General features: G+C 71.3%; 21 protein-coding genes. 7 read left to right on the forward strand and 14 right to left on the reverse strand.

All coding sequences use genetic code 11. The annotated features are described in order from the left end of the window. Nucleotides 1-15: 15 nt before the first annotated feature. The 9 genes from ABZT49_RS25735 to ABZT49_RS25775 form a co-directional block, all read right to left on the reverse strand. On the reverse strand, nt 16-783 hold the full coding sequence (locus ABZT49_RS25735) for a ParA family protein (protein WP_355290256.1): 768 nt from the start codon (nt 781-783) through the stop codon (nt 16-18). After that, entirely contained in the window at nt 780-1,043 is a 264-nt protein-coding gene (locus tag ABZT49_RS25740; RefSeq protein ID WP_355290258.1) for a hypothetical protein, read from the reverse strand. The genes ABZT49_RS25735 and ABZT49_RS25740 overlap by 4 nt, the downstream gene beginning before the upstream one ends. Then, nucleotides 1,043-3,661 carry a chemotaxis protein CheA gene (locus ABZT49_RS25745; RefSeq protein WP_355290260.1) on the reverse strand — a complete coding sequence of 873 codons (2,619 nt, stop codon included), beginning with the start codon at nt 3,659-3,661 and terminating at the stop codon, nt 1,043-1,045. Before ABZT49_RS25745 ends, ABZT49_RS25740 begins: the two co-directional genes overlap by 1 nt. Beyond that, nucleotides 3,658-4,029 carry a response regulator gene (locus ABZT49_RS25750; RefSeq protein WP_355290262.1) on the reverse strand — a complete coding sequence of 124 codons (372 nt, stop codon included), beginning with the start codon at nt 4,027-4,029 and terminating at the stop codon, nt 3,658-3,660. Before ABZT49_RS25750 ends, ABZT49_RS25745 begins: the two co-directional genes overlap by 4 nt. Nucleotide 4,030: 1 nt before the next feature. Continuing rightward, nucleotides 4,031-4,894, reverse strand: a complete 864-nt coding sequence (locus ABZT49_RS25755) for a protein-glutamate O-methyltransferase CheR (RefSeq protein WP_355290264.1) — start codon at nt 4,892-4,894, stop codon at nt 4,031-4,033. A 12-nt stretch (nt 4,895-4,906) separates the two neighbouring features. Beyond that, nucleotides 4,907-5,503 carry a HEAT repeat domain-containing protein gene (locus ABZT49_RS25760; RefSeq protein WP_355290266.1) on the reverse strand — a complete coding sequence of 199 codons (597 nt, stop codon included), beginning with the start codon at nt 5,501-5,503 and terminating at the stop codon, nt 4,907-4,909. 7 nt (nt 5,504-5,510) lie between these two features. Then, a complete protein-coding gene (gene cheB / locus ABZT49_RS25765) occupies nt 5,511-6,572 on the reverse strand; it encodes a chemotaxis-specific protein-glutamate methyltransferase CheB (RefSeq protein WP_355290268.1) in 1,062 nt (353 codons plus the stop codon). Between the two features lie 222 nt (nt 6,573-6,794). Beyond that, nucleotides 6,795-8,363, reverse strand: coding sequence for a chemotaxis protein CheW (locus ABZT49_RS25770; RefSeq protein WP_355290270.1), 1,569 nt, complete (start codon nt 8,361-8,363; stop codon nt 6,795-6,797). Between the two features lie 106 nt (nt 8,364-8,469). Continuing rightward, complete coding sequence (locus tag ABZT49_RS25775) at nt 8,470-10,353, reverse strand: methyl-accepting chemotaxis protein (protein WP_355290272.1); 1,884 nt, start codon at nt 10,351-10,353, stop codon at nt 8,470-8,472. 835 nt (nt 10,354-11,188) lie between these two features. On the opposite strand from ABZT49_RS25775, the gene ABZT49_RS25780 reads away from it, so the two are divergent. Continuing rightward, on the forward strand, nt 11,189-12,784 hold the full coding sequence (locus ABZT49_RS25780) for a GntR family transcriptional regulator (RefSeq protein ID WP_355290274.1): 1,596 nt from the start codon (nt 11,189-11,191) through the stop codon (nt 12,782-12,784). 41 nt (nt 12,785-12,825) lie between these two features. Here the strand turns inward: ABZT49_RS25780 and ABZT49_RS25785 are convergent, their stop codons facing one another. The 5 genes from ABZT49_RS25785 to ABZT49_RS25805 all read right to left on the reverse strand — a co-directional run bounded on the left by ABZT49_RS25785 (nt 12,826) and on the right by ABZT49_RS25805 (nt 17,448). Next, nucleotides 12,826-13,632, reverse strand: a complete 807-nt coding sequence (locus ABZT49_RS25785) for an enoyl-CoA hydratase-related protein (RefSeq protein WP_355290276.1) — start codon at nt 13,630-13,632, stop codon at nt 12,826-12,828. Further along, nucleotides 13,613-14,734: an acyl-CoA dehydrogenase family protein gene (locus ABZT49_RS25790; protein ID WP_355290278.1), complete on the reverse strand. Its 1,122-nt coding sequence runs from the start codon at nt 14,732-14,734 to the stop codon at nt 13,613-13,615. The genes ABZT49_RS25785 and ABZT49_RS25790 overlap by 20 nt, the downstream gene beginning before the upstream one ends. 7 nt (nt 14,735-14,741) lie before the next feature. Further along, the gene (locus ABZT49_RS25795; protein WP_355290280.1) at nt 14,742-15,911 is read right to left on the reverse strand and encodes an acyl-CoA dehydrogenase family protein; all 1,170 of its coding nucleotides are present in this window, start codon (nt 15,909-15,911) and stop codon (nt 14,742-14,744) included. Between the two features lie 110 nt (nt 15,912-16,021). Then, nucleotides 16,022-16,474 carry a thioesterase family protein gene (locus tag ABZT49_RS25800; protein ID WP_355290282.1) on the reverse strand — a complete coding sequence of 151 codons (453 nt, stop codon included), beginning with the start codon at nt 16,472-16,474 and terminating at the stop codon, nt 16,022-16,024. Then, nucleotides 16,471-17,448, reverse strand: coding sequence for a quinone oxidoreductase (locus ABZT49_RS25805; RefSeq protein ID WP_355290284.1), 978 nt, complete (start codon nt 17,446-17,448; stop codon nt 16,471-16,473). Before ABZT49_RS25805 ends, ABZT49_RS25800 begins: the two co-directional genes overlap by 4 nt. A 163-nt stretch (nt 17,449-17,611) precedes the next feature. Here ABZT49_RS25805 and ABZT49_RS25810 point away from each other — a divergent pair, with 163 nt between their 5' ends. The 6 genes from ABZT49_RS25810 (at nt 17,612) to ABZT49_RS25835 (ending at nt 24,547) form a co-directional block, all read left to right on the forward strand. After that, entirely contained in the window at nt 17,612-19,195 is a 1,584-nt protein-coding gene (locus tag ABZT49_RS25810) for a class I adenylate-forming enzyme family protein (RefSeq protein WP_355290286.1), read from the forward strand. A gap of 333 nt (nt 19,196-19,528) precedes the next feature. Then, complete coding sequence (locus ABZT49_RS25815) at nt 19,529-20,803, forward strand: ABC transporter substrate-binding protein (protein WP_355290288.1); 1,275 nt, start codon at nt 19,529-19,531, stop codon at nt 20,801-20,803. Nucleotides 20,804-21,131: 328 nt separating this feature from the next. After that, nucleotides 21,132-22,016: a branched-chain amino acid ABC transporter permease gene (locus tag ABZT49_RS25820; protein WP_355290290.1), complete on the forward strand. Its 885-nt coding sequence runs from the start codon at nt 21,132-21,134 to the stop codon at nt 22,014-22,016. Between the two features lie 38 nt (nt 22,017-22,054). Further along, nucleotides 22,055-23,119, forward strand: coding sequence for a branched-chain amino acid ABC transporter permease (locus ABZT49_RS25825; protein WP_355290292.1), 1,065 nt, complete (start codon nt 22,055-22,057; stop codon nt 23,117-23,119). Continuing rightward, nucleotides 23,116-23,850, forward strand: coding sequence for an ABC transporter ATP-binding protein (locus ABZT49_RS25830; RefSeq protein WP_355290294.1), 735 nt, complete (start codon nt 23,116-23,118; stop codon nt 23,848-23,850). Before ABZT49_RS25825 ends, ABZT49_RS25830 begins: the two co-directional genes overlap by 4 nt. Further along, complete coding sequence (locus tag ABZT49_RS25835) at nt 23,831-24,547, forward strand: ABC transporter ATP-binding protein (protein WP_355290296.1); 717 nt, start codon at nt 23,831-23,833, stop codon at nt 24,545-24,547. Before ABZT49_RS25830 ends, ABZT49_RS25835 begins: the two co-directional genes overlap by 20 nt. Nucleotides 24,548-24,577: the final 30 nt, after the last annotated feature.

Below are 24,577 nucleotides of genomic sequence, written 5' to 3' on the forward strand. Positions count from 1 at the left end.
TTTATTGATTTTCTCTTAACGCCCAGCTGTTACGATATTGCTGATGACGTTATCGCAGAGTAATTCGAAATCTTCAACGGAACGTGTCCTCGGTCGATGATACTTTACCGGCCGCTGCCGCCCGAAGGCCTCGGCCAGCGCGTTGTCGGGACGGATGCCCGCGAGCAGGCGCTCGCGGCCGAACTGGGCGGCGAGGCGCTCCAGGATCTCCCGCTGCATGGTCACCCGCAGGTCGACCTGGACGGGCAGGATCGACATTCCATGCAGGCCGGCATTCAGCGTGGTGGCGACCCGGAAGAAGGAGCGCGCGAACTGCCCGACGCCGTCGATGGCGAGGTGGTGCAGGAGCGTCGGCACGAGGACGTGGTGGGCGCTCGCGAGCGCGCTGACGAGCAGCGCGTCCGCGGTCGGCCCGGTATCGATCAGGACGACCCGATAGGCCCTTGCGAGGGGCTCGAGCGCCGAGGCGAGAGCCAGGGGCGGCACCGTGCCGGCAGCGCCCTCGAAGGCGCGGTCGGCGGGCAGCACGTCGACATTCGGATAGTCGGTCCCCCGGATGCCGTCGGCGAGCGACGCCCCGGCGCCCCGGAACACGTCATGCACCGTCGGCTGTCCTTGTGCCGCCTTGACGCCGAAGCCGAGGCCGGCATGGCCCTGGCTGTCGAGATCGACGACGAGCACGCGCCAGCCGCGGTCGCCGAGCGCCGTCGCGAGATTGACCGTCGTCGTCGTCTTCGCCGTGCCGCCCTTGCGGTTCGAGACGGCGATCACCCGCGCGCTCATCCGGCAAGGTCCCCCCTCGGCGCCTCCGCCCGCTTCAGGGCGCCGAGGCACGCCGCGGCCACCGGATCGGCCGGGCCGCCACGGATCACGGGCCCCACCGCCATCAGCACCTGGACGACGGCGGTATGGGCCTGGTGGAGGCCGGAGAGGTCGACCACCGGATCCGCCATCCCGCGCAAGGCGTCGAGCAGCGGCTCGGCGTCGTCGATCGGGCAGTGGCCGGTGAGCAGCACGCAGTCGTCGGTCAAGGCGAAGGGCATCAGACGAGGTCCGGCAGGTTGAGGATGAGGAGGACGCGCCCGTCGCCGAGGAGGGCGGTGCCCGAGAAGCCCGAGAGGCCGGCGAGCAGGCCGTCCATCGGCCGCACGATCACCTCCATCCGCTCCCGGAAGCCGTCGACCACGATGCCGACGCGCTCGCGCCCGATCCGGACCACCAGCACCGCCTCCTCGTCCGGGAGTTCCTCCGCCTGCGGCAGGGCGAGGCTGTCGGCGAGCCGCACGAGGGGGATCACCGCGTCGCGCAGGACGAAGGTCTCGCGCTGCTTGATGCGGTGGATCTGGGAGCGGAGCACCCGGACGGTCTCCACCACGGAGTCCATCGCCACTCCGAAATGCTGGCCGCGCACCATGACGGTGACGATGCGCGTCACCGTCATGGTGAGGGGCAGCTGCACCGTCACGCACGTCCCGGCGCCGACCCGGCTGGTGAGCCAGACATCGCCGCCGGCCTTGCGGACGGCGGAGCGGACCACGTCCATGCCGACGCCGCGGCCGGAGAGATCCGACACCTGCTCCTTGGTCGAGAAGCCCGCCGCGAAGACGAGGTTGACGAGGTCGTCCGGTCCCATCTGCGCCGCCTGCTCAGGCGTGATCAAGCCGCCGCGCAGCGCCTTCTCGCGTACCCGCTCGGGGTCGATGCCGCGTCCGTCGTCGGAGACCTCGATGATGACGTTGTCGTTCTCCTGGCGCGCGCAGAGGCGCAGGGTGCCGTGGTCGGACTTGCCCACCGCGCGCCGCTCTTCGGGGGTCTCGATGCCGTGGTCGAGGCTGTTGCGCACCATGTGGATGAGCGGGTCGGCCAGGCTCTCCAGCACGTTCTTGTCGGCCTCGGTGTCCTCGCCCTGGATGACGAGCGTCACCTCTTTGCCGAGCTTGCGCGAGATGTCCCGCACCAGCCGGGGGAAGCGCTGGAACACCTGGCTCACCGGCATCATGCGGATCGCCATCACGCCGACCTGGAGGCCCTGGGCGATGCGGTCGATGACAGCGTACTGCTCCTTGATCTCCCGCCCGAGCTGGCGCGAGCCGGAGACCTGCTCGACCCGCTCGGCGAGGTAGGCGAGGCCGTTCTTGGCCACCGTCAGCTCGGCGACGAAGTTCATCAGCGCATCGACCTTGCCCTGCTCCACCCGCAGCATCCGGGCGGGTCCGCGCGCCTCCTCGGGCGGCTTGGTCTCGGGCAGCCTGGCCTCGGCCGGCTTGGCTTCCATCGGCCCGGTCCCGGCCGGCTCGGCGTCGCGCGGACCGTCCTCCGGCCTCCCGGTGGCCGGCCGGGCTTGCTGAGCGGGATCCGGCGCGGCGGCCGGTGCGACCCCGGCCACCAGAGCCTCCCTCAGGCTCTGCGCCTGGAACGCGGCGTCGCCGCTCCCGGCCAGTGCCCGGCGCAGTTGCTCCGCCCGGGCGGGATCGACATGCGGCAGGCAGCGCTCGACGACGAGGCGGACCGCCTCGAACCGGCCCTCGGCGACGCCGTGGTCGGCGGTGACGGACAGAAGCTCCGCCTGGGCTGCCAGGATCTCCTCGGCGGTGCCGCGCAAGGCACTGACCGGGATGGTTTCGGGATTGGCGCGGGCCTGCGCGGCTCCTGCCGGTGCCGGCACGGGGCCGTCGCCCCCGACGGCCGCGACGAGGCGCAGCAGCAGGCCGGTTTCGGCGGAGCCGGCGAGGTCGCGAAGCCAGCGCAGGGCGCAGGCCTGCCGGCTGGCCGCGCCGACGATCCGCAGGAGCGCGTCCGCCGCGGCGGCGAGGCCGGCGCGGTCGTCAGCGGCGACGCGCCGCCGCGCCTCTGCGCCGAAATCGCCGAAGACCTCGGACTCGTCCTGCGGCCCCGTCAGCGCGATCAGGTCCTCGGCCCGAAGGCCGTCCACGCTCGACTGGTCGGCGACGTAGCGGAGATGCTCGGCCACCGCCTCGGCGGAGGCGGCAGAGACCACCTCGAAGCGCAGGACGCACAGGAACGGATCGAAGACCTCCAGCGGCGCGAAGGGCTGGCGCGGCGTTACCCGCAAGGCGATCAGCCCCGGCGAGCCCGAGACGAGATGGACCGGGTCGTCGCCGCGGTAGAACCCGGCCTCGTCCGGCTCGTAGCTCCAGGCCGTCAGCGCCCCGTTTCCGGCGGCCCGGTACGCGGTGCGCAGATCCTCCTCCGGCCAGCCGGCGATCCAGGCCGGCGGCGCGGACGGTTCGGCCGCGGACGCGGCCTCCGGGGCGGGCCCGCCGAGCCAGCGGCGCAAAGCGGCGACGCGCTCCGTCATCGCGCCCTCGGCATCCTCCGGCAGGCGCTCGCGGGCCTCGAGCGCGTCGATCCAGTGGCCGACGAGGTCGAGACTGTCGAGGAGGCCGTCCACGACCTCCGGCGCCAGGGCAAGGGAGCCCGCCCGCACCTCGACCAGGAGGTCCTCCGCCGCGTGGACGAGGGCGGTGAGCGGCCTTACGTCGAACAGGCCGGAGGTGCCCTTGAGGGTGTGCACCGCCCGGAAGACGGTGTTCAGCGCGTCGGCATCGTGCGACCGCTCGAGCTGCAGCATGCCGCTGCCGGCGATCTCGAGGCATTCCCGGGCCTCGGGAATGAATTGGGCGAGAAGGGCGTTGGTCACGATGCGGCTCCGGCCATCAGGCGGGCGGCCTCCGCCAGGATCCGCGGCTGGACCGGCTTGACGAGGTAGAGGTTGGCGCCCGCAGCAAAGGCGCGCGCCCGGTCCCGCGCCTGGCTCTCCGTCGAGATCATCAGAGCAGGGATCGCCCGCAGCTCCGGGGTGGCGCGGCCCTGGCGCAGGAAGGCGTAGCCGTCCATCTTGGGCATGTTCACGTCGACCACGAGCAGGTCGAAGCTCTGCTCGATCGCCTTCTCCAGGCCCTCGAAGCCGTTCACCGCCTCCTCGACCGTGAATCCCGCCTCCTCCAGGACATCGCGATAATACATGCGGACGGTCGTGGCATCGTCCACGACAAGGACACGCGCCATCTCAGGACTCCGCATCGAAGGGTTTCTGGTAGACGATCGCCTCCGGGAACTTGCGGATGGCGAACAGCGACGAGATCCGGCTCATCGATTCCGAATGGCCGAGGCAGACGAAGCCGCCGGGATTGAGGGCGTCGAAGATCGTCTGCGCGGCGTCGCGGCGCGAGGCGTCGTCGAAGTAGATCAGCAGGTTGCGGCAGAACACGACGTCGAAGCCGCGGAACTGCCGGGTCGACAGGGGGTCGGAGAGGTTGACGCGGGCGAACGCGACCGAATCCCGGATGTCGGGGATCACCTCGTAGGCGCCGCGCACCCGCCGGGTGAAGCGCGCCAGCGTCTCGCGGGGCACGTGCTGCACCGACCGGTCGCCGTAGAGGCCGCGCTTGGCCTGCTCGATCACGCCGGTATCGATATCGGAGGCGACGATCTCGACGTCGTACTGGTCGATGCCGGCCCAGTTGTCGAGCAGCTGGAAGGCGATCGAGTAGGGTTCCTCGCCGGTGGAGCAGGGGACCGACCAGATCCGCACCGGCTCGCCCCGCCGCTTCGTCTTCGCGACCTCGGGCAGGATCGAGCGGGTCAGGCAGTGGAACTGGTACTCTTCCCGGTAGAAATAGGTCTCGTTGACCGTCATCAGATTGACGAGCGCCTGGAACTCGTCGCCGCTGGCCTGGAAGCGCAGCGTGTTGAAGTAATCGCGAAATGCCGTCTGCCCGATCGTGAGCATCCGTTCCTGCAAGCGCTTGTCCACAAAGTAGCGCTTGTTGTCGGCGAACATGATTCCGGTCTTGCGGTAGAAGAAGTCCCTGAAGCGCGTGAAGTCGCTCTCGGAGATGTCGGGGATGCGGGCGGCGGGCAGGGCGCTCATCGGCAGGGCCGGTCAGGCGATGCGGCGCTTGGCGGCCTTGGCCGCGAAGCGCAGGAAGGGCTCGTCCGGAAAGCGGGCGACCGCCGCGTCGATCGCCGGGATCATCTCCGGCGTGCCGATCTCGGCCAGCACGTCGAGGGCGGCCGCGCAGACATTCACGTGGGGATCGCGGGCGAGGGTCCGCAAGGCGAGCGCCGCCGCCTCCGGGTGGCGCAGGGACACCAGCACGTTGACGGCGAAGATGCGCCGGTCGCTGTCGGGATGGTCGAGCCCGCTCTCCAGGGCGCCGAGCACCGCCGCATCCATGACCTGGAGCGTCTCGATCGCGGCGTTGCGCAGCCAGACGTCCTCGCTGCCGAGCAGGCTGAACAGCGTCTCGACCGCCTCCGGCGTGCCGAGGCGCCCGAGGGCCGCGAGGATCGCCTCGCGCACGCTGTTCTCGGTCTCCCGCGCGAGCTGCGCGGCGAGGGCGTCGACGGCGTCCGGATCGGAGGCGAGGCGGTGGGCGGCCTCGCGCCGCGCCGCCGCGGAGCCGGCGCTGAGGGCGTCACGCGGATCCTCCGGCGGGGCCTGCGGCGCAGGAAGGGGGGTTCGGCGGACAAGAGCCATGACGACCTCAGGATACCCAGCTGACGAGCTGGGCCGGAATGGAGCGGGCCGCGAGGGTGAGCGTGGCCCCACCGCGGCGGATGAGTTCGGCCGGCATGCCGAACACGACGGCGCTGGATTCCGACTCGGCGATGGTGCGGCCGCCGGCGGCGCGCAGCTCGGTCATCGCGGCGGCGCCGTCGTCGCCCATGCCGGTCAGCTCGACGGCGACGAGGTTCTCCGCCGGCAGCACCGCGCGGGCGGAGCGCACCAGGCGATCGACGCTCGGGTGCCAGCGCAGCGACGGATCGCTCGTCACGGAGGTGACGACGAGCCGGCCGAGCCGGCGCTCGATCACCACGTCGGCGTCGCCGCGGCCGACATAGACGTGGCCGGGAGCGAGGGGGACCGGGGCGGTCACCTCCCGGACCGACAGGGCGCAGAGCCGGTCGATGCGCTGGGCGAAGGCGCCGGTGAAGGAGCCCGGCATGTGCTGGGCGACGACCACCGGCCAGGGCAGGTCGGCCGGCAGCTCGGGCAGGATGTCCTCCAGGGTGCGCGGACCGCCCGTCGAGACGCCGATCAGGATGCAGCCGTCCGGCCGGCCGGACGGTCCGGCGCGGCGCCGCGGGGCCGGCGCCACGCCGGCCTGGCGGGAGCGGCGCACCCGGTCGAGCAGGCCGTGGGCGCGCCGCGGCCTGGCGCCGGCGGCGATGCGGACCTTCTCCACCATCTCGTCTCGGATGGTGCCGATGTTGAGCGAGACCGTGCCGCCGGGCTTCTCGACGTAGTCGACCGCGCCGAGCTGCATCGCCTCCAGCGTCACGGTGGCGCTCTCGCTGGTCAGGGAGGAGACCATGACCACGGGGCGGGGCGCCCCGGACATGATCTCGGCGAGGCAGGTCAGGCCGTCCATCTCCGGCATGTTGATGTCGAGGGTGACGACGTCGGGATCGAACGCGGCGACCTGCTCAAGGGCGTCGCGCCCGTTGCGGGCCGTCCGCACCTCGTCGAAGCCACTCTCCTCGAAGATGAGGCGCAGGTGTTTGCGCATCAGGGCGGAATCGTCGACGATCAGAAGCTTGGTCATCGGGCAATGCAATCCGTTGGCGTCCGGGCTCGGCCGTCGCACTCTTGCGGGCGCGGCGGCTTCCGACTGGCCGGTTCTCGTGCGATTTCTGCATCGCGTCAGGCGAATGCTGGGCGGTCCTGCGGCGATGCGGGAATGGTGGGTCTTTCAGCGCGGGGAGCCGAGGCCGCCGCCGCGCGGGCTCGCCTCATGGCGTCCGGACATCCCGGTCCGGGTGATGCGTCACGCGGCCTCGCGCAGGTCGGCGACCTCGCGCCGGCTCAGGAGCCGGTCGACGTTCAGCATCAGGATGATGCGCTTGGCCCCGGCGAGGTTGGCGATGCGCTCGACGGCGCTGTCCTCGTCCTGCGCGAGGTCCGGCGCCGGGGTGATCGCCGAGCGCGGGATCTTCAGCACCTCCGAGACCGAGTCGACGATGAAGCCGGTGCGCACGGAATCGATCATGAAGACCATGATCCGCTGGCGGTCGTTGCGCTCGGTGTCCGGCAGCTGGAAGCGGCGGCGCTGGTCCACCACCGGCAGCACCGTGCCGCGCAGGTTGACGACGCCCTCGATGAAGCGCGGCGTCCGCGGCACGTGGGTGAGCTGCTCGGGCACCCGCACGATCTCGTGCACGGCGTCGATCGGCACCCCGTATTCCTCCTCCGCGAGCCGGAAGATCACGAACTGCTCCTCCTCGTCGGCCTGGGCCGTCATGCTCTCGCCGCGCGTGGTCCGCATCGTCTCCTCCTTGGCCGCCGGCATTCCGGCCGCGCCCTGCATCGCCAGGGCCGTGGTGTCGAACAGCCGCTCGGCCGACAGGATCGAGACGAGGCGCCGTCCCTGGTCGATCCGGCAGATCGCCTCGATCTCGCGCAGGCCGCCCGAGCCCGAGAGCAGGTCCGGCAGCGGGTCGACGAGGCTGCGGGCGACGCGCAGGACCTCCTTGACCGTGTCGGTCACGATCCCGACCGCCCCGGCGGTCCCGTTCCAGGACACCACCACGATGCGGCTCTGCTCGCTCAGGTCCGTCTCGGCGAGGCCGAACAGCCGGCGCAGGCTGACGAGCGGCAGGAGCCGGTCGCGCAGGGTGATCACCCCGACGAGGTGACTTTGCGCGTTGGGCATCGCGCTCACGACCTCCGGGACCTGGACGATCTCCTGGACGTGCTCGATCGGCAGGGCGTATTCCTGGCCGGCGAGCCCGAACGACACGAGCTGGATCTCGTCGGAGGCGCCGCGGGCTTCGACCTCGCCGCGCGAGCTGGAGAGCAGGCCGGCCTCGGCCAGGAACTCCGCCCGCGGCCGGGCGATGGCGGCGCGGGAGGCGCCGCTGCGCTGCATTAGGCGGGCGGGGTCGATGATCATGATCATGCCGCTCTCGCGGCGGATCACGCCCGACAGCATGTCGGCATCGACCGTGCTCCCGAGGATCTCGGTGCCGTCGATCTCGGACGGTTCGGCGGTGACCACGCTCGCCATACGGTCGACGACGAAGCCGAAGGCGGTGCCGTGGCTGACGACGACGACCCGTGTGGCGTCGTCGTAAGCGCGGTCCGGAAGCGCGAACAGGCGGCGCAGGCTGGCGACGGGCAGGACCGAGCCGCGCAGGTTGGCGAGCCCCGCGAGGCAGGCGGGGCTGAGCGGCACGTCGACCATCTCGGGCAGACGGATGATCTCCTGGACCTCGGCGAGCGGCACCGCGTAGGTCTCGCGCTCGACGTGGAAGGTCACGAATTGCCGGGCGGTCTGGCCGGCCTCGGCCGTGGCGGCCTCGTGCTCCGCCGTATCGGGATGGGCTGGGCTGGACATCGGATTCCCTCGATCCCGCGGGGCGGTCCCTGAGGACCGGCCGGTGGTCGCTGTGGCGGGGATGCGTGGGGCGGGCGTCAGCGCCCGCCCCACGGCGCGGAAACGGTCAGTCCTGGTTCTGCAGCTCGTCGGCGAGCGAGGCGATCTCCTCGATCGCGGCGGCGAGTTCCTCTGCGCCCTTGGACTGCTCGCGGCCCGCCTGCTGTGCCTCGATCGACGATTGTCCGGCCTGCCGGGCGGCGGCGGCGATCTGCTCGATGCCGCGCTTGGCCTCCTCGACGTTCTGCATGATCATGTCGGAACCCTGGAGGATCTGCCGGTTGCCGTCGAGCACGACCGCCATGTCGGCGGCGGTGGTCTCGAGGTCCTTGGTGATCGCCTTGTTCTTCTCGACCTCGGCGGCGGCGGCGGCGGAGATCTCCTCCAGGTCGCGGCGGACGAAGACTATCTGGTCCTGGATCGACTTGACGAGATCCTTGATCCGCTCGGCATTCTCGGAGGAATCCCGGGCGAGGTTGCGGATGTCGGTGGACACCACCATGAAGCCCTTGCCGAACTCGCCGGCCCGGGCGGCCTCGATCGAGCCGTTCACCGCCAGCATGTTGGTCTGGATCGCCACCGTGGTGATCGCGTCGACGATCTTGTCGATCTTCCGGCTGACCTGCTCGAGGGCGTTGATCTGCTCGCGGCTCCGGTTGGTCTCCTCCAGCGAGCGGGTCACCCCCTCGACGAGGCCGTCCACGGCGGCGCGGTTGTCCTGGAGCTGCGTGGTGATCGCGGTGCCGCGCTCCAGCGACGTGCGGGCGCGCTCCTGCGCCAGGGTGGCTCCCTTCTCGATCTGGGCGATCGCGGCGGCGGATTGCTGCGAGGCCGCGGATTGCTGCTGCGCGCCGCGGTTGATCTGGTCGAGCGCGGTCATGATCTGGGCGGCGGCCCGGTTGATCTCCTCCACCGCCGAGGACAGCTCCTCGGCCGCGGAGGCGACCTCCTCGGCGCTCTTGCCGATATCGGTCGCGTTCTTCAGCTCGTCGGCGATGGTCGAGAGCTCGTTGGCGGCCTGCTCGCTCTGATCGAGCGCGGTGGTCTGCTGGTCGACGGTCTTGAGCGATTCCTGGCAGGCGGAGGATTGCTCCTCGGCCGCGGCGGCGATCGCCTCGGACCCCTTCTGCGCCTCGACCGCCGCCTTCTCCGATTCGACGGCCGCGCGCCGGATCGCCTCGCCGGCCTCCATGATCTCGACCATGGCGGCGCGCACGCTCTCGAGCTGCGTCGTGACCGTCCGGCCCTTCACCACCTCCTGGCGGGTGGCCTCGGCGGCGCGGTTGATGCCGTCGGCGATCACCTTCACGTCGCCCTGGATTCGGCCGATCAGCTCCTGGATCTCCTGCGCGCTCTTCTCGGAGGTCTCGGCGAGCGTGCGGACCTCGTCGGCCACCACCGCGAAGCCCTTGCCGTGCTGGCCGGCCCGCGCCGCCTCGATGGCGGCGTTGAGGGCGAGCAGGTTGGTCTGGTCGGCGATGCGGGCCACGGCGCGGACGATGTCGCCGATATTGGCGGCCTGCCGCTCGAGTTCCACGATGAGCTTGACCGACGATGCCTGGCGCTCGGCGGAGGTGCTGATCGAGACGATGCTCGCCGCGATCTGCTGCGAGACTCCGCTGATCAGGGTCTGCAGGCTGCCGGTCTTCTGGCTCGAGGTCTCGGCCTCGCTGCGCGACGACGTGATCGCGTCCGAGATGGCCGTGACCGCACGCTGCGACTGCTCGGCGGCGCTCGCCGCCTGCTGTGCGCCGGCGGCGATCTGCTCCATGGCCTTGCGCAGCTCCTCGGCCGCCGAGGAGGCCTCGGTGACGCTGCTGGCGAGCTCCGTGGTGGCCGCCGCGATGCGCTCAGCCGCCTTCTGCTGCTTGGCGTAGGTGCGGGCACGACGGCGGTGCTCCTCGTTGAGGCGGCCGAGCTGGTTGAGGCTGCCCTGCTCGTTGCTGCGCACGAGCGAACGCTGCCCGGACGGGCCAGCTTTTTTGACGAGAGGCATGAAACAGTCCCCAAGGCGCGTTGCCGAGATTGCACGCCCCGATATCACTCGCATGTCCGATGCGGCGGCTTGTGGGGCGTTCCCAGAGGAAGCTAGATTTAGCGGGTAAATATTCCGTCTTAATTAATATGGATATATTCCTAAATTCCATCATTCCGCCAAGGAATTCATCGCTCAGGTTGAAAATTCCTATCTTTCTGTCTAGTCAGCGTCGTAACCGGTCGCTGCGATGATGCGGCGGCATTGACATGGTCTGACGCAGCGCCGGATGGGCTGCATAGCCTGACGTTGAGTCTCCCCGTTGCGCGCGGACGGCTCGCCTTGCGACGCCTTGGTCTTGCTGGATACCCGCTCGACCAGAGTGCGGCCGGGCGGGTCGGCGGGACTGCCCAGGATCCGCGCTCCCCCCGCCGTCGTCTCGGGCAGAGCCGCCTTCAGAGCAGCCGTCGAACGGGCACGGGGCGATCGAGGCCGTCGCGCGACCGCAGCTCCTCGACGTGTCCCGGGCCTGCGCCGCCGGTGATCACGGTCGCGCTCACGGTCCGCGCTCGACCGCAGCGGCGCGCGGCCGCCCCACCCTACGCGCTCACGATCGGCACGCCGTCGCCGTATCGACCCTCGGGCGATGCCCATGCCGTGCACCGTGGCGCTGCGATCGGACGACGGTCCCGGTCGTTGACCGTGCCGCATCGTCTTCGACGAACCGGTAGCCACTTCGTCGGACAATGCTCTAGAACAAGGGAAAATCTCCGGCCGATCGAAGCGGCCGGCCCCCGGGAGGACGATTGTCATGACTGGAGCCCTGCGGCTCAAGCTCTCGCTCCTGCGGGGCGAGACGGCATGCCCGCTGGATCTCGCCGATTTCGGTCGGCTGGCCGCGATCGACTTGCGCACTCAGACCAAATCAGCACGCTCCGATCGCCTCGCGGTGGCGATGCTGGATCTGATCGCGTCCGGACGCCTGCCGCCCGGCGCCCGCCTGCCCCCGGAGCGGCGCATCGCCGAGGCGGCCTCGGCGAGCCGGGTCTGCGTCCGCAGCGCCCTCGACCGCCTCAAGCTCGACGGCTACATCGAGGCCGTCCAGGGATCGGGGACCCGGGTCGTCGCGATCGAACGGGGCGGGCAGCTGGCCGAGCTGCTTCGGGCCAACCAGGAGAACCTGGAGGATCTCCAGGATTTCATTGCATTCCTCGACCGGTGCGTCGTCGAGCAGCTCCTGCGGGAGGCCTCCGACGCGGCGCTCGCCCGCGCCGCCGATCGCGTCGCGGCGGCACCCCCGGACCGCGACCTTCAGGCGCTGGCGGAGGACGAGGTCGGGTGGCGCCTCGCGCTCGCGGACGCCTCGCTCAGTCCGATCTACGCGATGATCATCCGCCAGCTCGCGCGCGGGATCCGCAGCCTGTTCGGCAGCCTGCTCAGGGCCGCGCCCGCATCGGATCGGGCCGCTCAGGCGGACCAACTCAGCCTCGGCCGCAGCAGCCTCGCCGATGCGATCGCACACCGCGACAAGGCGGCAGCCCTGTCGGCGCTCGCGAGCCGCGCCGCCGCCTTTCGCGATCTCGACCGGTCCGGGATGGAGGTCGATGAGCGCGGGCTGCGGAACGCGCCGATTCCGCAGGACGACCTGATCCTGCGCGACCTGGCGGTGGCGAGCCCCGAGCAGCTCAAGGACCGGTTGACCCGCGAGATCGCCGGCATGATCGCCACCGGACACGCGCGGGACGGCACCCGCCTCCTCAGCGAGCGGCGGCTCGCCCTGGTCTTCGGCGTGAGCCGGGCCTCGGTGCGCGAGGCCCTGGCCGCGCTCAAGGCCGACGGGACGGTGGTCGCCGACGAGCGCAGCGGCACGCGCACGGTCGATGCGCCGGTCGCGCTGACCTCGCTCGCCGCGGCCGACCTGTCGCACCTGCAGACCATGTCGCGCCTGCGCGGCTACCTCGAGGTCTGGGCGGCGAGCCGCGCCGCCGAGCGCGGCAGCGAGCGCGACCTCACCGACCTGCGCCGCATCCTCGCCGAGATGGGCCGCTCGCATCTGAGCCCCCGCCGCCGGATCGACCTCGACCTGCGCCTGCACCTGACCATCGCGCGGGCGGCCGGCAGCGCGGTGCACCTCTACATCACCGAGGTGCTGCGCGACCTGATGACGGCCTATTTCGACTACTCGCTCACCGCGCCGGCGATCGGCGGCGGGCGGGACGCCATGCTGCTCGCCCACCACACGGAGATCGTGACGGCGATCCTCGCCCGGGATCCCGTCGGCGCCGGCCGCGCGATGGCGGAGCATTGCGGCGCCTTCAGCGACCGCTACGCCCTGCTGGCGGAGGGCGAGATGCTGCCCTGCGGCCTCGCGACGGACTTCGCGCAAAGGCTCCCGGCCTTCGGCTGAGCGGAGGACGGCGGCCCGCGCGGCGGGCCGCCGTCGCCGCGTCAGCGGCCGGTGAAGTCCGGCTTGCGCCGGGCCCGGAAGGCGTTGACGGCCTCCTGGTGGTCCTCGGTCCGGTTCGACAGGGCCTCGTAGGCGACGCTCGCGTCCATGACGCCGTGGACGATCCGCTTCAGCTCGATGTTGGTCACGGTCTTGCTCCAGCGGATCGCCTTGGTGGCGCCGGCGAGCAGCTTGCCCGTGAAGGCCGCCACCGCCGCATCGAGGTCTTCGGGCGGCACGGCGTGGTTGATGAGGCCGATCTCCGCCGCCTTGCGGGCGGGCAGGAGCTCGCCCGTCATCAGGTACTCCTTGGCGCGGGCGTAGCCGATGAGCTGCGGCCAGATCGCCGGGCCGCCATCTCCCGCGACGAAGCCGATCGACACGTGGGGATCGCCGATCTTGGCGGTGTCGGCGGCGAAGATCACGTCGCAGAACAGGGCGAGCGTCGCGCCGAGGCCCGTGGCGTGGCCGTTCACCCGCGCGACCAGCGGCTTCTCGAGGTCGAGCATCGAGAAGACGATGCGCTTGGCCTCGCGCGCCGTCTGCTCGAAGGATTCGGGGCGGTCGATCGCGGTCTGCATCCACGGGATGTCGCCGCCGGCCGAGAAGGCGCGGCCCGCCCCCGTGAGCACGATCACGTCGCTGCCCGGATCGACGGCGACGTCGTAGAACACGTGGGCGAGCTCCTCGTGCAGGAGCGCGTCGGCGGCGTTCAACGCCTCCGGGCGGTTCATCGTGATGGTGAGGAGCCGCCCCTCGCGCGTGATGGTCAGGGTCTCGTAACGCTCCTCAAGCGGCACTTGCCTCATCGTCTGGTCTCCCCTCCGGCGACAGGGTGGCTGTCGCGAGCTCGCGGATCTGCGCCTCCGTGCCGCCGTGGAGCCCGGCGGCGACCTGGAGGCGCTTGTAGACGTGACCGACCCGGTATTCCTCGGTCATGGCGATGCCGCCGCTGGCCTGGATCAGGCGCGAGGCCGCGGCCAGCCCCTCCCGGCCGAGGGTCACCTTGGCGGCGCGCGCCGCCCGGCGCCGCTCCGCCGGCTCGCCGTCGAGGGCGGCCGCGGTCCAGAGCAGGAGCGAGCGCAGGGTCTCGAGGTCGCAGAACGCGTCTGCCATCAGGTGCTGGACGGCCTGGAACGAGCCGAGCGTCTGGCCGAACTGGCGCCGCTGGTTGAGGTAGCCGACCGTGAGGTCGAGCCCGGCGGCGAGCGCCCCGTAGGCATCCGCCACCAGGGCGGCGACGGCGCAGTCCCGGATCTCGGCCATCCAGGCGATGGCCTCGTGCCCGGTGGCGAGCACGGCCTCGGCCGGGAGGTCGAGCCCGTCGAAGGTCAGGGCCGCCCCCGCGCGCCCATCGATCAGGCGCCGCGCCTCGACCGCTGGGGGATGTGCCGCGACGCAGAGCAGCATCGCGCCGTTCGGCGAACGCCCGCCGGCCTCGACGAGCCAGTGGGTGGCGTGGCCCGCATCGAGCGCGAGGGCGCTGCGCCCGTCGAGCCGCAGGCCCGAACTGGTGCGGGTGGCATTGATCCCGGTTCCCGGACCCTCCTGGACGAGGGCGAAGCGCACCGCGCCGGCGGCAAGATCCGGGGCGAGCGATGCCAGCTTTCCGCCCGCGTCGCGCATCAGGCGGGGCGCCACCAGCACGTCTGCGGCGAGGGAGCGCCGCAGCAGGACCCGGCCGGCTTCCTCGATGATCGCCAGGGCCTGCAGCGCGTCCGCCCCGGCGCCGCCGAGCGCCTCCGGCAGGCCCAGCCCGAACCACCCGAGCTGCGCCATCGCGCGCCGCGCTTCGTCCTGCGCCGCCGCGTCGGGCGGGTGCGGCGTCCAGGGGCAGGTCTCTTCCAGGAACCGTCGGGCGCCCTCGCGCAGCAGGCGGTCGTCGTCGCGTTGGTCGGGGGATCGCCGCATGGCAGCCTCAGCGCAGGCCCAGGGTGGAGCGGGCGATGATCGTCTTCTGGATCTCGTTCGCGCCCGCGTAGATGGTCACGACCCGGCGGAAGAGGTGCCGCTCGGTCCAGCCGGCGACCTCCTCGTCGCGGGATCCCTCCGGCACCTCCAGGGCGTCCTCGCCGATCACCTCCATCGCCAGTTCGCTGATCGCCTGCTGCAGCCGCGAGCCGATCACCTTGACGATCGACGCCTCGGGGCCGGGCTCGCGGCCCTCGGTCTGGTCGACGAGGACGCGCAGCACCGTCGCCTCGAGGCCGGACAGGCTCGCCTCCACCACCGCGAACCGGCGCCGGAAGGCGGGGTCGTCGAGAACCGGCGGCCCTCCGGCGCGGGGCGCCGCGGCGAAGGCCTTCAGGCGCTCGAATTCCCGCCGGGAGCGGTGGACCTGGGCGTTGTTGGTGCGCTCGTGGTTGAGCAGGAATTTGGCGTAGCCCCAACCCTGGTCGACCTCGCCGATCAGGGCGTCGTCGCCGACCCGGACGTCGTCGAGGAACACCGTGTTCACGCTGTGCCCGCCGTCGATCGTGATCACCGGCGTGAGCGCGACCCCGGGCGCCCGCATGTCGACGATGAACAGAGACAGCCCGGCCTGGGGCTTCACCTCCCGGTTGGTGCGGGCAAGGCAGATCATCAGGTCGGCGAAGTGGCCTTCCGTCGTCCAGGCCTTCTGGCCGTTGAGAACCCACCCGCCCTCGACCCGGCGCGCCGTGGTGCGGACCGAGGCGAGGTCGGAGCCGGCCTCGGGCTCCGAGTAGCCCTGGCACCAGAATTCCTCGCCTGAGCGGATCGGCGGCAGGTAGCGCGCCTTCTGTGCGTCCGACCCGAAGGCGTGCAGCGTCGGGCCGACGAGGTAGATGCCGAACACGCTGAGCGGCGGCGCGTCGGCCGCCGCGCATTCCGCCTCGAAGATGAAGCGCTGGATCGGGGTCCAGCCGGGCCCGCCGGCCTCCTCGGGCCAGTGATGCGCGGCCCAGCCGTTCGCGTCGAGGAGCGCGTTCCAGCGCGCCATGTCCTCGCGCGACAGGTGGATGCCGGCCCGGGTCTTCCGGGCGAGGTCCGCCGGCAGCATCGCGCGGATCGCCGACCGGATCTCCGCCCGGAACGCGCGCTCGTCATCCGTGAAGAAGGCGTCCACCCGTCGCTCCCCGATCTGTTGCCAGGAACTCTTGCCCCGACGTTCGTCCGCCCGGGCCCGCGGCGGCAAGGCCGCGGCTGGCCCTGCCTCAAGACCAATCGCCGGCCTCGTCACCCGGGCCGGCCCCCGAATCGCCCGAGGGCGGCGCGCTCCGCGTCGGTCAGCGGGCGGGCGCGGCGGGTCCGCCCGTCCATGACGACCGTGACCGAGTGCGCGCTGGCTGCGCAGGCGCCCCCGACGAACAGCCCCTGCCCCATCACGATCGACCGCGCCCCGAGCCGCAGCACGGCCGTCCCGATCTCTGGCGCGTCGCCGAAGTTGATCTCCCGGGAGAAATCCACCGTGAGCGAGGCGAGCGCCGGCAGGTCGTCGGGCGGCAGGAGCGGCCGCAGGACCTCGCGCAGCAGGGCGTAGCGCCCGTCGTCGAGCCAGGCGGCGAAGACGCTGTTGGTGACGTGGCCGTGCGGATCGAGGTCCGCATGGCGCACGACCGCCGGGCGCCAGTGCGGGAAGAAGGAGCGGGAGGCGAGAAGCGGCTCCTCGGCGAGGGTGCGCTTCGTCACGGCAGCAGCACGGTGGCGCCGGTGGTCTCGCCGGCCTCGAGCCGTCTGTGGACCTCCCCGGCCTCGCGCAACGGCGCGCGCAGGCCGATCTCCGGCCGCAAGGCCCCCTGCCCCACCATCGCGAACATCGTGTCGGCGGCTTCCTGCAGGTCCGGCAGCGTGCGTAGATGCGCGAAGACGCCCGGCACGCTCACGCTGAGCGAGCGCTGCGGCCCGAGCCGCGCAAGGTCGATCGAGGCCAGCGCCTCGCCGGCTTGCCCTAAGTTGATCGCGGTCCCGAAGGGCTTGAGGCAGTCGAGGGAGCGTTCGAGCACGCGGCCGCCGATGCCCTCGCAGACGACGTCGACGCCCTCGCCGCCGGTCAGGCGCATCGTTTCGGCGACGAAGTCCTGGTGGCGGTGGAGGATGGTCGCCTCGCAGCCGGCGGCGCGGGCGGTTTCCGCCTTCGCCTCCGATCCGACCGTGCCGATGACCCGGGCGCCCGCGGCCCGGGCCCATTGCGTCAGCAGCACGCCGAGCCCGCCGGCCGCCGCGTGGACCAGAACGACGTCACCGGGACGCAGCGGCCGGACCCGGGTGAACAGCATGTGGGCCGTCATGCCCTTCAGCATCAGGGCGGCGGCGACGTCGTCCGGCACGGCGTCCGGCAGCCGCACCAGGCGCGCGGCGTCGATCAGCCGGGCGCTGGCGTAGCTCCCGACCGGCGGGCCGGCATAGCCGACCCGCTCGCCCGGCCGGAGGGACACCCCCGCCCCGGCCGCCGCCACGATCCCGACCGCCTCGACGCCGACGGCGCCCGGAAGGGTCGGGATCGGGAAGATCCCGCGGCGGTGATAGACGTCGATGAAGTTCACCCCGACGGCCGTCTGGCGCAGCAGCACCTGCCCGGGCCCAGGCGGCGGCAGCTCGACCTCGGCCGGGGCGAACCGCTCGGGCCCGCCATGGGCATCGATCCGCATCTCGATCGCCAGCACCGCTCCGCCTCCATTCCGTGACGTCTGCGTACCTGCGGCCTCGGGGCCCCGCGCCGCAATTCGCTCATTGGTCCGCCGACGAGACCAACCCGGGCTTTGACGCGCTGCGTTCGCCGCGGGCGAGATGGCGCGGTCCCGTCCTGCAAGCCTGGCAGCCCGTCCCATGGAAGATCCCGCCGAGATCCTCGCCCTCACGGTGCCGCAGCTCCTGCGGCGACGGGCGCAGGGAGAGCGCCCGGGGATCGCGCTGTCGGCGCGCTCGATCGGCGGCTGGCGCGACCGGCTCACCTACGGCCAGCTCGTGCAGCGGATGGATGCGGTGGCGGCGGGCTTCCACGCCCTCGGCCTGCGGGCCGGCGACCGGATCGGCGTGCTGCTCGGCAACGAGGCGGGGCGGGAATGCCTGCTCACCGCGCTGGGCGCCTTGCGGATCGGCGCGGCCGTGGTGCCGTTCAACACCCGCGCCTCCGACGAGGAGCTCGGGCACGCGCTGACCCTCGCCGAGCCGGCGGCGATCGTCTGCACGCAGGCCGTGACCTCGCGGCTCGCGCGCCTCAGCCCCGGGGTGCGCCTCCTCGCGATCGACGGGGCCGAGGGAGACACCGAGGCCTGGCCCGAACCGCTCGCCGCCGAGCACGCGCCCGCGCCGGAGGAGGATCCCGATCCCGACCGCCTCGGCTGCCTGCTGTTCACCTCGGGCACGACCGCCCGCTCGAAGGCGGTGATGCACAGCCACGCGACGATGCTGGGCGCCGGGCTCGCCTGCGGGGCGGCCCTGGGCCTGCGAGCGGGCGACCTCTACCAGGGCGGCTGGCCGTTCTTCACCAGCTCGCCGCTCAACCTCGGCGCGATGTCGTGCTGGATCGCCGGCGCCGGCCTGGTGCTGGAGGAGCCCCTCGATAATCGCGGCCGCCTCCGGCTGATCGCTTCGGAGCGCACGACCTACTATCACGGCGTGCCCTCGGTGGTGCACTTCCTGATGGAGGAGTTCGCCCGCGCCCCAAGCGACGTCTCGAGCCTGAGGCGGATCGGCTATGGCGGCGCGGCGATGCCGCCCGAGGTGATCCGCCGGCTCGCCGCGCAATGGCCCCATGTCGAGCAGGTGCAGATCTATGGCATGACCGAGAGCGGGCCCGCCGGCACGCGGCTCGAACCGGCGATGATGGAGGCGAAGCTCGGCTCGATCGGCAGCGCCATGCCGCATTGCGCGGTCGCCGTCGTCGACGAAGCGGGACGATGCCTCGGCCCCGGCGAGACCGGGGAGATCCTGGTCCGGGGGCCCGGCGTCGCGAAGGGGTATTTTCGCAATCCCGAGGCCACCGCCGAGGCCTTCGTGCTCGGGGGCATCCGCACCGGCGATGTCGGCCATCTCGATCCGGACGGGTTCCTGTACTTCACCGACCGGCGCAAGGACGTGATCAACCGCGGCGGGCTGAAGGTCGCCTCCGTGGCGGTCGAGGAGGTGCTCTACCGCCATCCCGGCGTGCGCGAGGCCGCGGTGATCGCCGTGCCCCACCCCGCACTCGGCGAGGACGTCGCGGCCTGCGTGGTGCCCCGCGAGCCCGGCGGGCTCGACACCGACGCCCTCACCGACGCCCTTGCGGCCTTCTGCGCCGCGCACCTCGCCGACTACGCCCGTCCGCGCCGCTGGCTCGTCCTGAATGAGCTGCCGAAGAACCCGATGGGCAAGGTGCTGAAGACGGCGTTGCGGGCGCGCTTCGCCAGGTCGCCTGGAAAACCTTTATAGAATCAAGCGCGGGATCCCCTCTCCCGTGTGGGAGAGGGGTAGGGGTGAGGGTGGCTCGGCTTACGGATAAAGCTCGAACTGTCGAGCTGCGCAGCTCTACGGGCCGAGCTTTATTCTGAACCCGAGCCACCCTCACCCCCGGCCCCTCTCCCACTCGGGAGAGGGGGGACCCGCACCATTTCCTCACCCGGACAGCCACACGGACTGCGGCCCCCCACCCAGGTGGTCTTTCCACCAGCCCAGAACGCGCCTTGCGGAGCACCCGTCCCGTCTTCGAAGCTGTTCGCAAGAGGACGCGAGAAGCGGCCCGGACAGAACTGGAGGAAACGCCCGATGACGACCTCGTTCTCGCGACGCATGGCCCTGCGCGGGGCGCTCGCGCTCTCCGCCGCGGCCTTCGCCACCACCGCCCACGCTCAGGCCCAATCCCAGACCGAGATCCCGGTCGGCTGGGTCCTGCCGCTGAGCGGCGGCTCGGCGGCGATCGGCCAGCAGGCCCGCACCGGCGTGCAGATCGCCGTCGACCAGATCAACGCCGCCGGCGGCATCAAGGCGCTCAACGGCGCCAAGCTCAAGCTCGTCTTCGCGGACTCGCAGTCGAAGCCCGATATCGGCGTCTCCGAGACCGAGCGCCTGATCCAGCGCGAGAACGTCGCGGTGATGAGCGGCGCCTTCAACAGCGCCGTCACCTTCCCGGCGACCGAGGTCGCCGAGCGCTACAAGACGCCCTGGATCGTCATGGGGGCGGTGAAGGACGAGATCACCGAGCGCAACTTCAAGTACGTGTTCCGCATCAACAACAAGGCGACCTACGACGCGCGCGAGCAGCTCGACGCCATCGACCTCCTGAAGAAGGAGACCGGCCAGGGCCCCAAGACCCTGGCGATGTTCTACGAGGGGTCGGACTGGGGCCGCTCGCACGCCGCCAACGTGCGCAAGCTCGCCAAGGAGCGCGGCTACACCCTCGTCCTCGATGAGGCGGCGCCGCCCAATCAGGTCGACTTCTCGGCCCAGCTCCTCAAGATCCGCGCCGCCAGGCCCGACGCGCTGATCGCCGCCTTCTATACCCCCGACCACCTGCTCCTGTCGCGCCAGATGCTCGAGCAGCAGCTCAACCTGCCCTACGGCGTGCACTCGGTCGGCGGCGGCACCGAGGATCCATCGTTCTACAAGGCGATCTCGCCCAAGGCCGTCGCCTACTACTTCGTGCAGGAGGACCGCCAGGTCGACGCCCTCCAGGGCGAGCGCCTGCCCGAATTCGCCGACGTCGAAGCAAAGTTCAAGGCCCAGCTCGGCTACGACATGAGCGCCTACGGGGCGCAGGGCTTCGCGGTCATGTACGTGATCAAGGACGCCCTGGAGCGGGCTCGCAGCGCCGACCGGCAGGCCCTGCGGGACGCCGTGGCGGCGACCGACCTCACCGCGGGCCCGGCCCTCTATGCCGGCTACCAGCGCATCAAGTTCGACGAGCAGGGCCAGAACACCTTCGCGCACGGGGCGATCTCGCAGAACCTGAACGGCCAGCGCCGCACGGTGTGGCCGGCCGAGAGCCGCTCGCCCGACACCAAGCCCGCCTGGCCGGTGCCGGCCTTCGGCGCCCGCTCCTGAGAGCCTGTTTGACGGGTCGGCGAGGTTTGTCCTGTCCACGACCTCATCCTGAGGTGTCAGTCGATTGAAGATCGACTGACACCTCAAAGGAGGCCTCCAGGGATCGCTGAGAGTTCTGGAGGCCTCCTTCGAGGCTCACTCCGTTCGCACCTCAGGATGAGGTCGCGGGCGGGATAGAACAGTTTCTCGCAATGCCGTTCTCGCCAATCGAACAGGCTCCGACACCGCGGCGGGGTTTCTGGCCCCGCCCTCCCGGTCATCCGGTCGTCTCGACGGCAGCGCACGACGCGTTGTCGGATCGGGCAGGCACGGCCGCAACGGACATCCGATGGACCCGCTGATCCTCTCCTTCGCGCTCGTCAACGGCCTCCTCATCGGCGGCATCTACGGCGGCGTCGCGCTCGGCCTCAGCCTGATCTTCGGGGTGATGCGCGTCGTGAACTTCGCCCACGGCTCGCTGCTGATGCTGGCGCTCTACGCCGCGTTCTGGCTCCAGGCGCTCGCCGGCATCGATCCCTATGCCAGCGTGTTCGTGACGGTGCCGCTGCTGTTCGCCGTCGGCTTCCTGATCCAGAGCGTCGTCATCGCGCCGCTGATCCGGCGTGAGAGCGCGCTCGTGGTCGAGCCCCTGAGCGCGCTCCTCCTCACGGCCGGCGTCTACCTCGTCATCGACAACCTGGCGCTGATGGCCTTCGGGCCCGACGTGCGCTCGGCCTCGACGAGCCTCGTCCTGGCGCCGCTGATGCTCGGGCCGATCCCGGTCAACATGCAGCGGCTGATCGCCTTCCTGGCGGCGATCCTCGCGGCGGTGCTCCTGTCGCTGTGGCTGCGCTCGACGCGGATGGGCCGGGCGATCCGCGCCACCGCCCAGAACCGCGACGCCGCCGCCCTGTCGGGGATCGACGTGCCGATGATCTACGCCGTGACCTTCGGCATCGGCGCGGCCCTGCTCGGCCTGTTCGGCTCGCTGCTCGCGACCTTCATCCCGATCACCCCGCAGGTCGGGCTGAGCTTCGGCATCCGCTCGTTCATCGTCGTGGTGCTCGGCGGCATCGGCAGCATCCCGGGCTCGATCGTCGGCGGCCTCGTCATCGGGGTCTTCGAGGCGCTGGCCTCGCAATTCGTCCCGGCGACCTCGGCGGCGATCCTGTCGCTCGGCCTGTTCATCCTCATCCTCCTCGTGCGGCCGAGCGGCCTGATGGGGCGCGCCTGATGACCACCGCCCGCCCCGACCGGCTGAGGAGCCCCGCCGTGTCCCGTCCCGACGAGATCCGGGCCCCGAGCCTCCCCGCCGCACCGGTCCGCCGCCGGCGCGACGCGGGCACGGGCCTCGGCACGCTCGGGCTCATCGCCCTGATGACGCTCGCGGCGATGGCGCTGCCCCTCGTCGTCACCGATTCCTACCTGCTGCATTCCTGCATCGTCGTGCTGTTCTTCGCCTACATGGCGACCGCCTGGAACTTCGTCTGCGGCTATGTCGGCCAGCTCTCGATCGGGCACGCGATGTTCGCAGGGATCGGCGGCTACGCCACGGTGCTGCTGTTCACCGGGCTCGGCCTGTCGCCCTGGCTCGGGATGCCGGTGGGCGGGCTTCTCGCGGCCCTGCTCTCGGTGGTGGTCGGCTACCCGACCTTCCGGCTGCGCGGCCCCTACTTCGCCCTCACCACGATCGCCTTCGCGGAGATGATCCGGATCTGGGTCGAGAACACCGACACGGTGCTGGGCATCCCGCTCAACGGGGCGGCGGGCCTCACCGTGCCGCTCCGCGGCGAGAGCCTGGCGGCGCTCCAGTTCAACGGCAAGGCGCCGTATTACTGGGTGATCGTCGGCCTGCTCGCCGGGGCGCTCACGGCGACCTGGTGGCTCGAGCGCTCGAAGCTCGGCTTCTACCTCAAGGCGATCCGCGGCGACCGCGACGCGGCGGAGAGCCTCGGCATCAGCCCGGCCCGCTACCAGCTCGTCGCGCTGGCGATCAGCGCCTTCATGACCGGCATCGGCGGCGGCTTCTACGCCCAGTTCTTCCGCTACGTGAACGCCGAGCGGCTGATCGGCGTCGATCTGTCGATCGACATGGCGCTGATGAGCATCATCGGCGGCCAGGGCACGGTGTTCGGGCCGCTCCTCGGCGCGGTCCTGCTCGCGCCGCTGGCCGAGATTACCCGGGGCCATCTCGGCGGCTCGCTGCTAGGCCTCCACATCGTCGTCTACGGAATCATCCTGATGCTGGCGGTCCTCTACCTGCCGAAGGGGCTCATCGCGCCCCTGCGGTCGCTCCTTGCCCGGCTCGGCCTCCTCGGCCGGGGAGGCCGGCGATGAGCCCCCTCCTCGACGTGCGCACCATCAGCAAGCGCTTCGGCGGCCTCCAGGCCGTCGGCGACCTGTCGTTCCGGCTCGAGGCCGGCGAGATCCTGGCGCTGCTCGGCCCCAACGGCGCCGGCAAGACCACCGCCTTCAACATGATCGCCGGCTACACCCGGCCCGATTCCGGCGAGATCCTGTTTCGGGGCCAGAACATCGCCGGCGCGCGGCCCTGGACCATCTGCCGGGCCGGCATCGCCCGGACCTTCCAGCTGTCGAAGCCCTTCGCCGACCTCACCGTGGTCGAGAACCTGATGGTCGGGGGCTTCGCCCGCTCGCGCGACGCGCATGCCATCCGCGACAAGGCCGAGGCGATCGCCGACTTCCTCGGCATGGGCCGGCAGGCCGACACCGAGGTCCAGCACCTCACCGCCTTCGACCGGCGCAAGCTCGAACTCGGCCGGGCGCTCTCGACCGAGCCGGTCCTGCTCCTGATGGACGAGGTCGTGGCCGGCGCGACCCCGGCCGAGGGGCAGGAGATGGTGGCTTTGGTGCGCCGCATCCGCGACCGCGGGGTCACCATCCTGATCGTCGAGCACGTGATGAAGGTCATCATGGCACTCAGCGAGCGGGTGATCGTGATGGAATCCGGCCGGCTGATCGCCGACGGGGCGCCGCGGGACGTCGTCAACCAGCCCGAGGTGCTGAAGGCCTATTTCGGGGAGCAGTATGCAGCAGCCCGCACTTGAGGCGACCGATCTCCGGGCGGGCTACGGCGACGTCCAGGTCCTCGACGGCGTCTCGCTCCGGATCGATCCGGGCGAGATCGTCGCCCTGATCGGGGCGAACGGCGCCGGCAAGACCACGCTGCTGCGCACGGTCTCGGGGCTCGTCCGGGCGCGGGGCGGCGCGGTCTCGCTCTTCGGCGAGCGCATCGACGGGCTGGCGCCCCACCGGGTGGCGGAGGCCGGCTTCGTGCAGTCGCCGGAGGGCAAGCAGCTCTTCCTCGGCATGTCGATCCGCGAGAACCTGATGGTCGGCGCTCACAATCCCCGCGCCTATGCGCGCTGGCGCACGACCATCGAGGAGGTTTTTTCGTTGTTCCCGATCCTTGCCGAGCGGCGCGACAAGGCCGCCTCGACGCTGTCGGGCGGGCAGCAGCAGATGCTGGCGGTGGGACGCGCCCTGATGGCTCGCCCGCGGGTGCTGGCCCTCGACGAGCCCTCCCTCGGCCTGGCGCCGATCATGGTCGACCGTCTGTTCGAGGCGATCCGCGCCGTGCGCCAGCTCGCGATTCCCATCCTCATCATCGAGCAGAACGTGTTCCAGGTCCTCTCCATGGCCGATCGCGGCTACGTGCTGGAGAACGGCCGCGTCACGCTCTCCGGCACCGGCCGGGCGCTCATCGAGGACGATCACCTTAGGGCCACCTATCTCGGCCTGTGAGGCCGACCCGAGACACCCCGGATTCGAGAG

The sequence above is a fragment of the Methylobacterium sp. EM32 genome (assembly GCF_040593685.1).
In the GTDB taxonomy this organism is placed as follows: Bacteria; Pseudomonadota; Alphaproteobacteria; order Rhizobiales; family Beijerinckiaceae; genus Methylobacterium.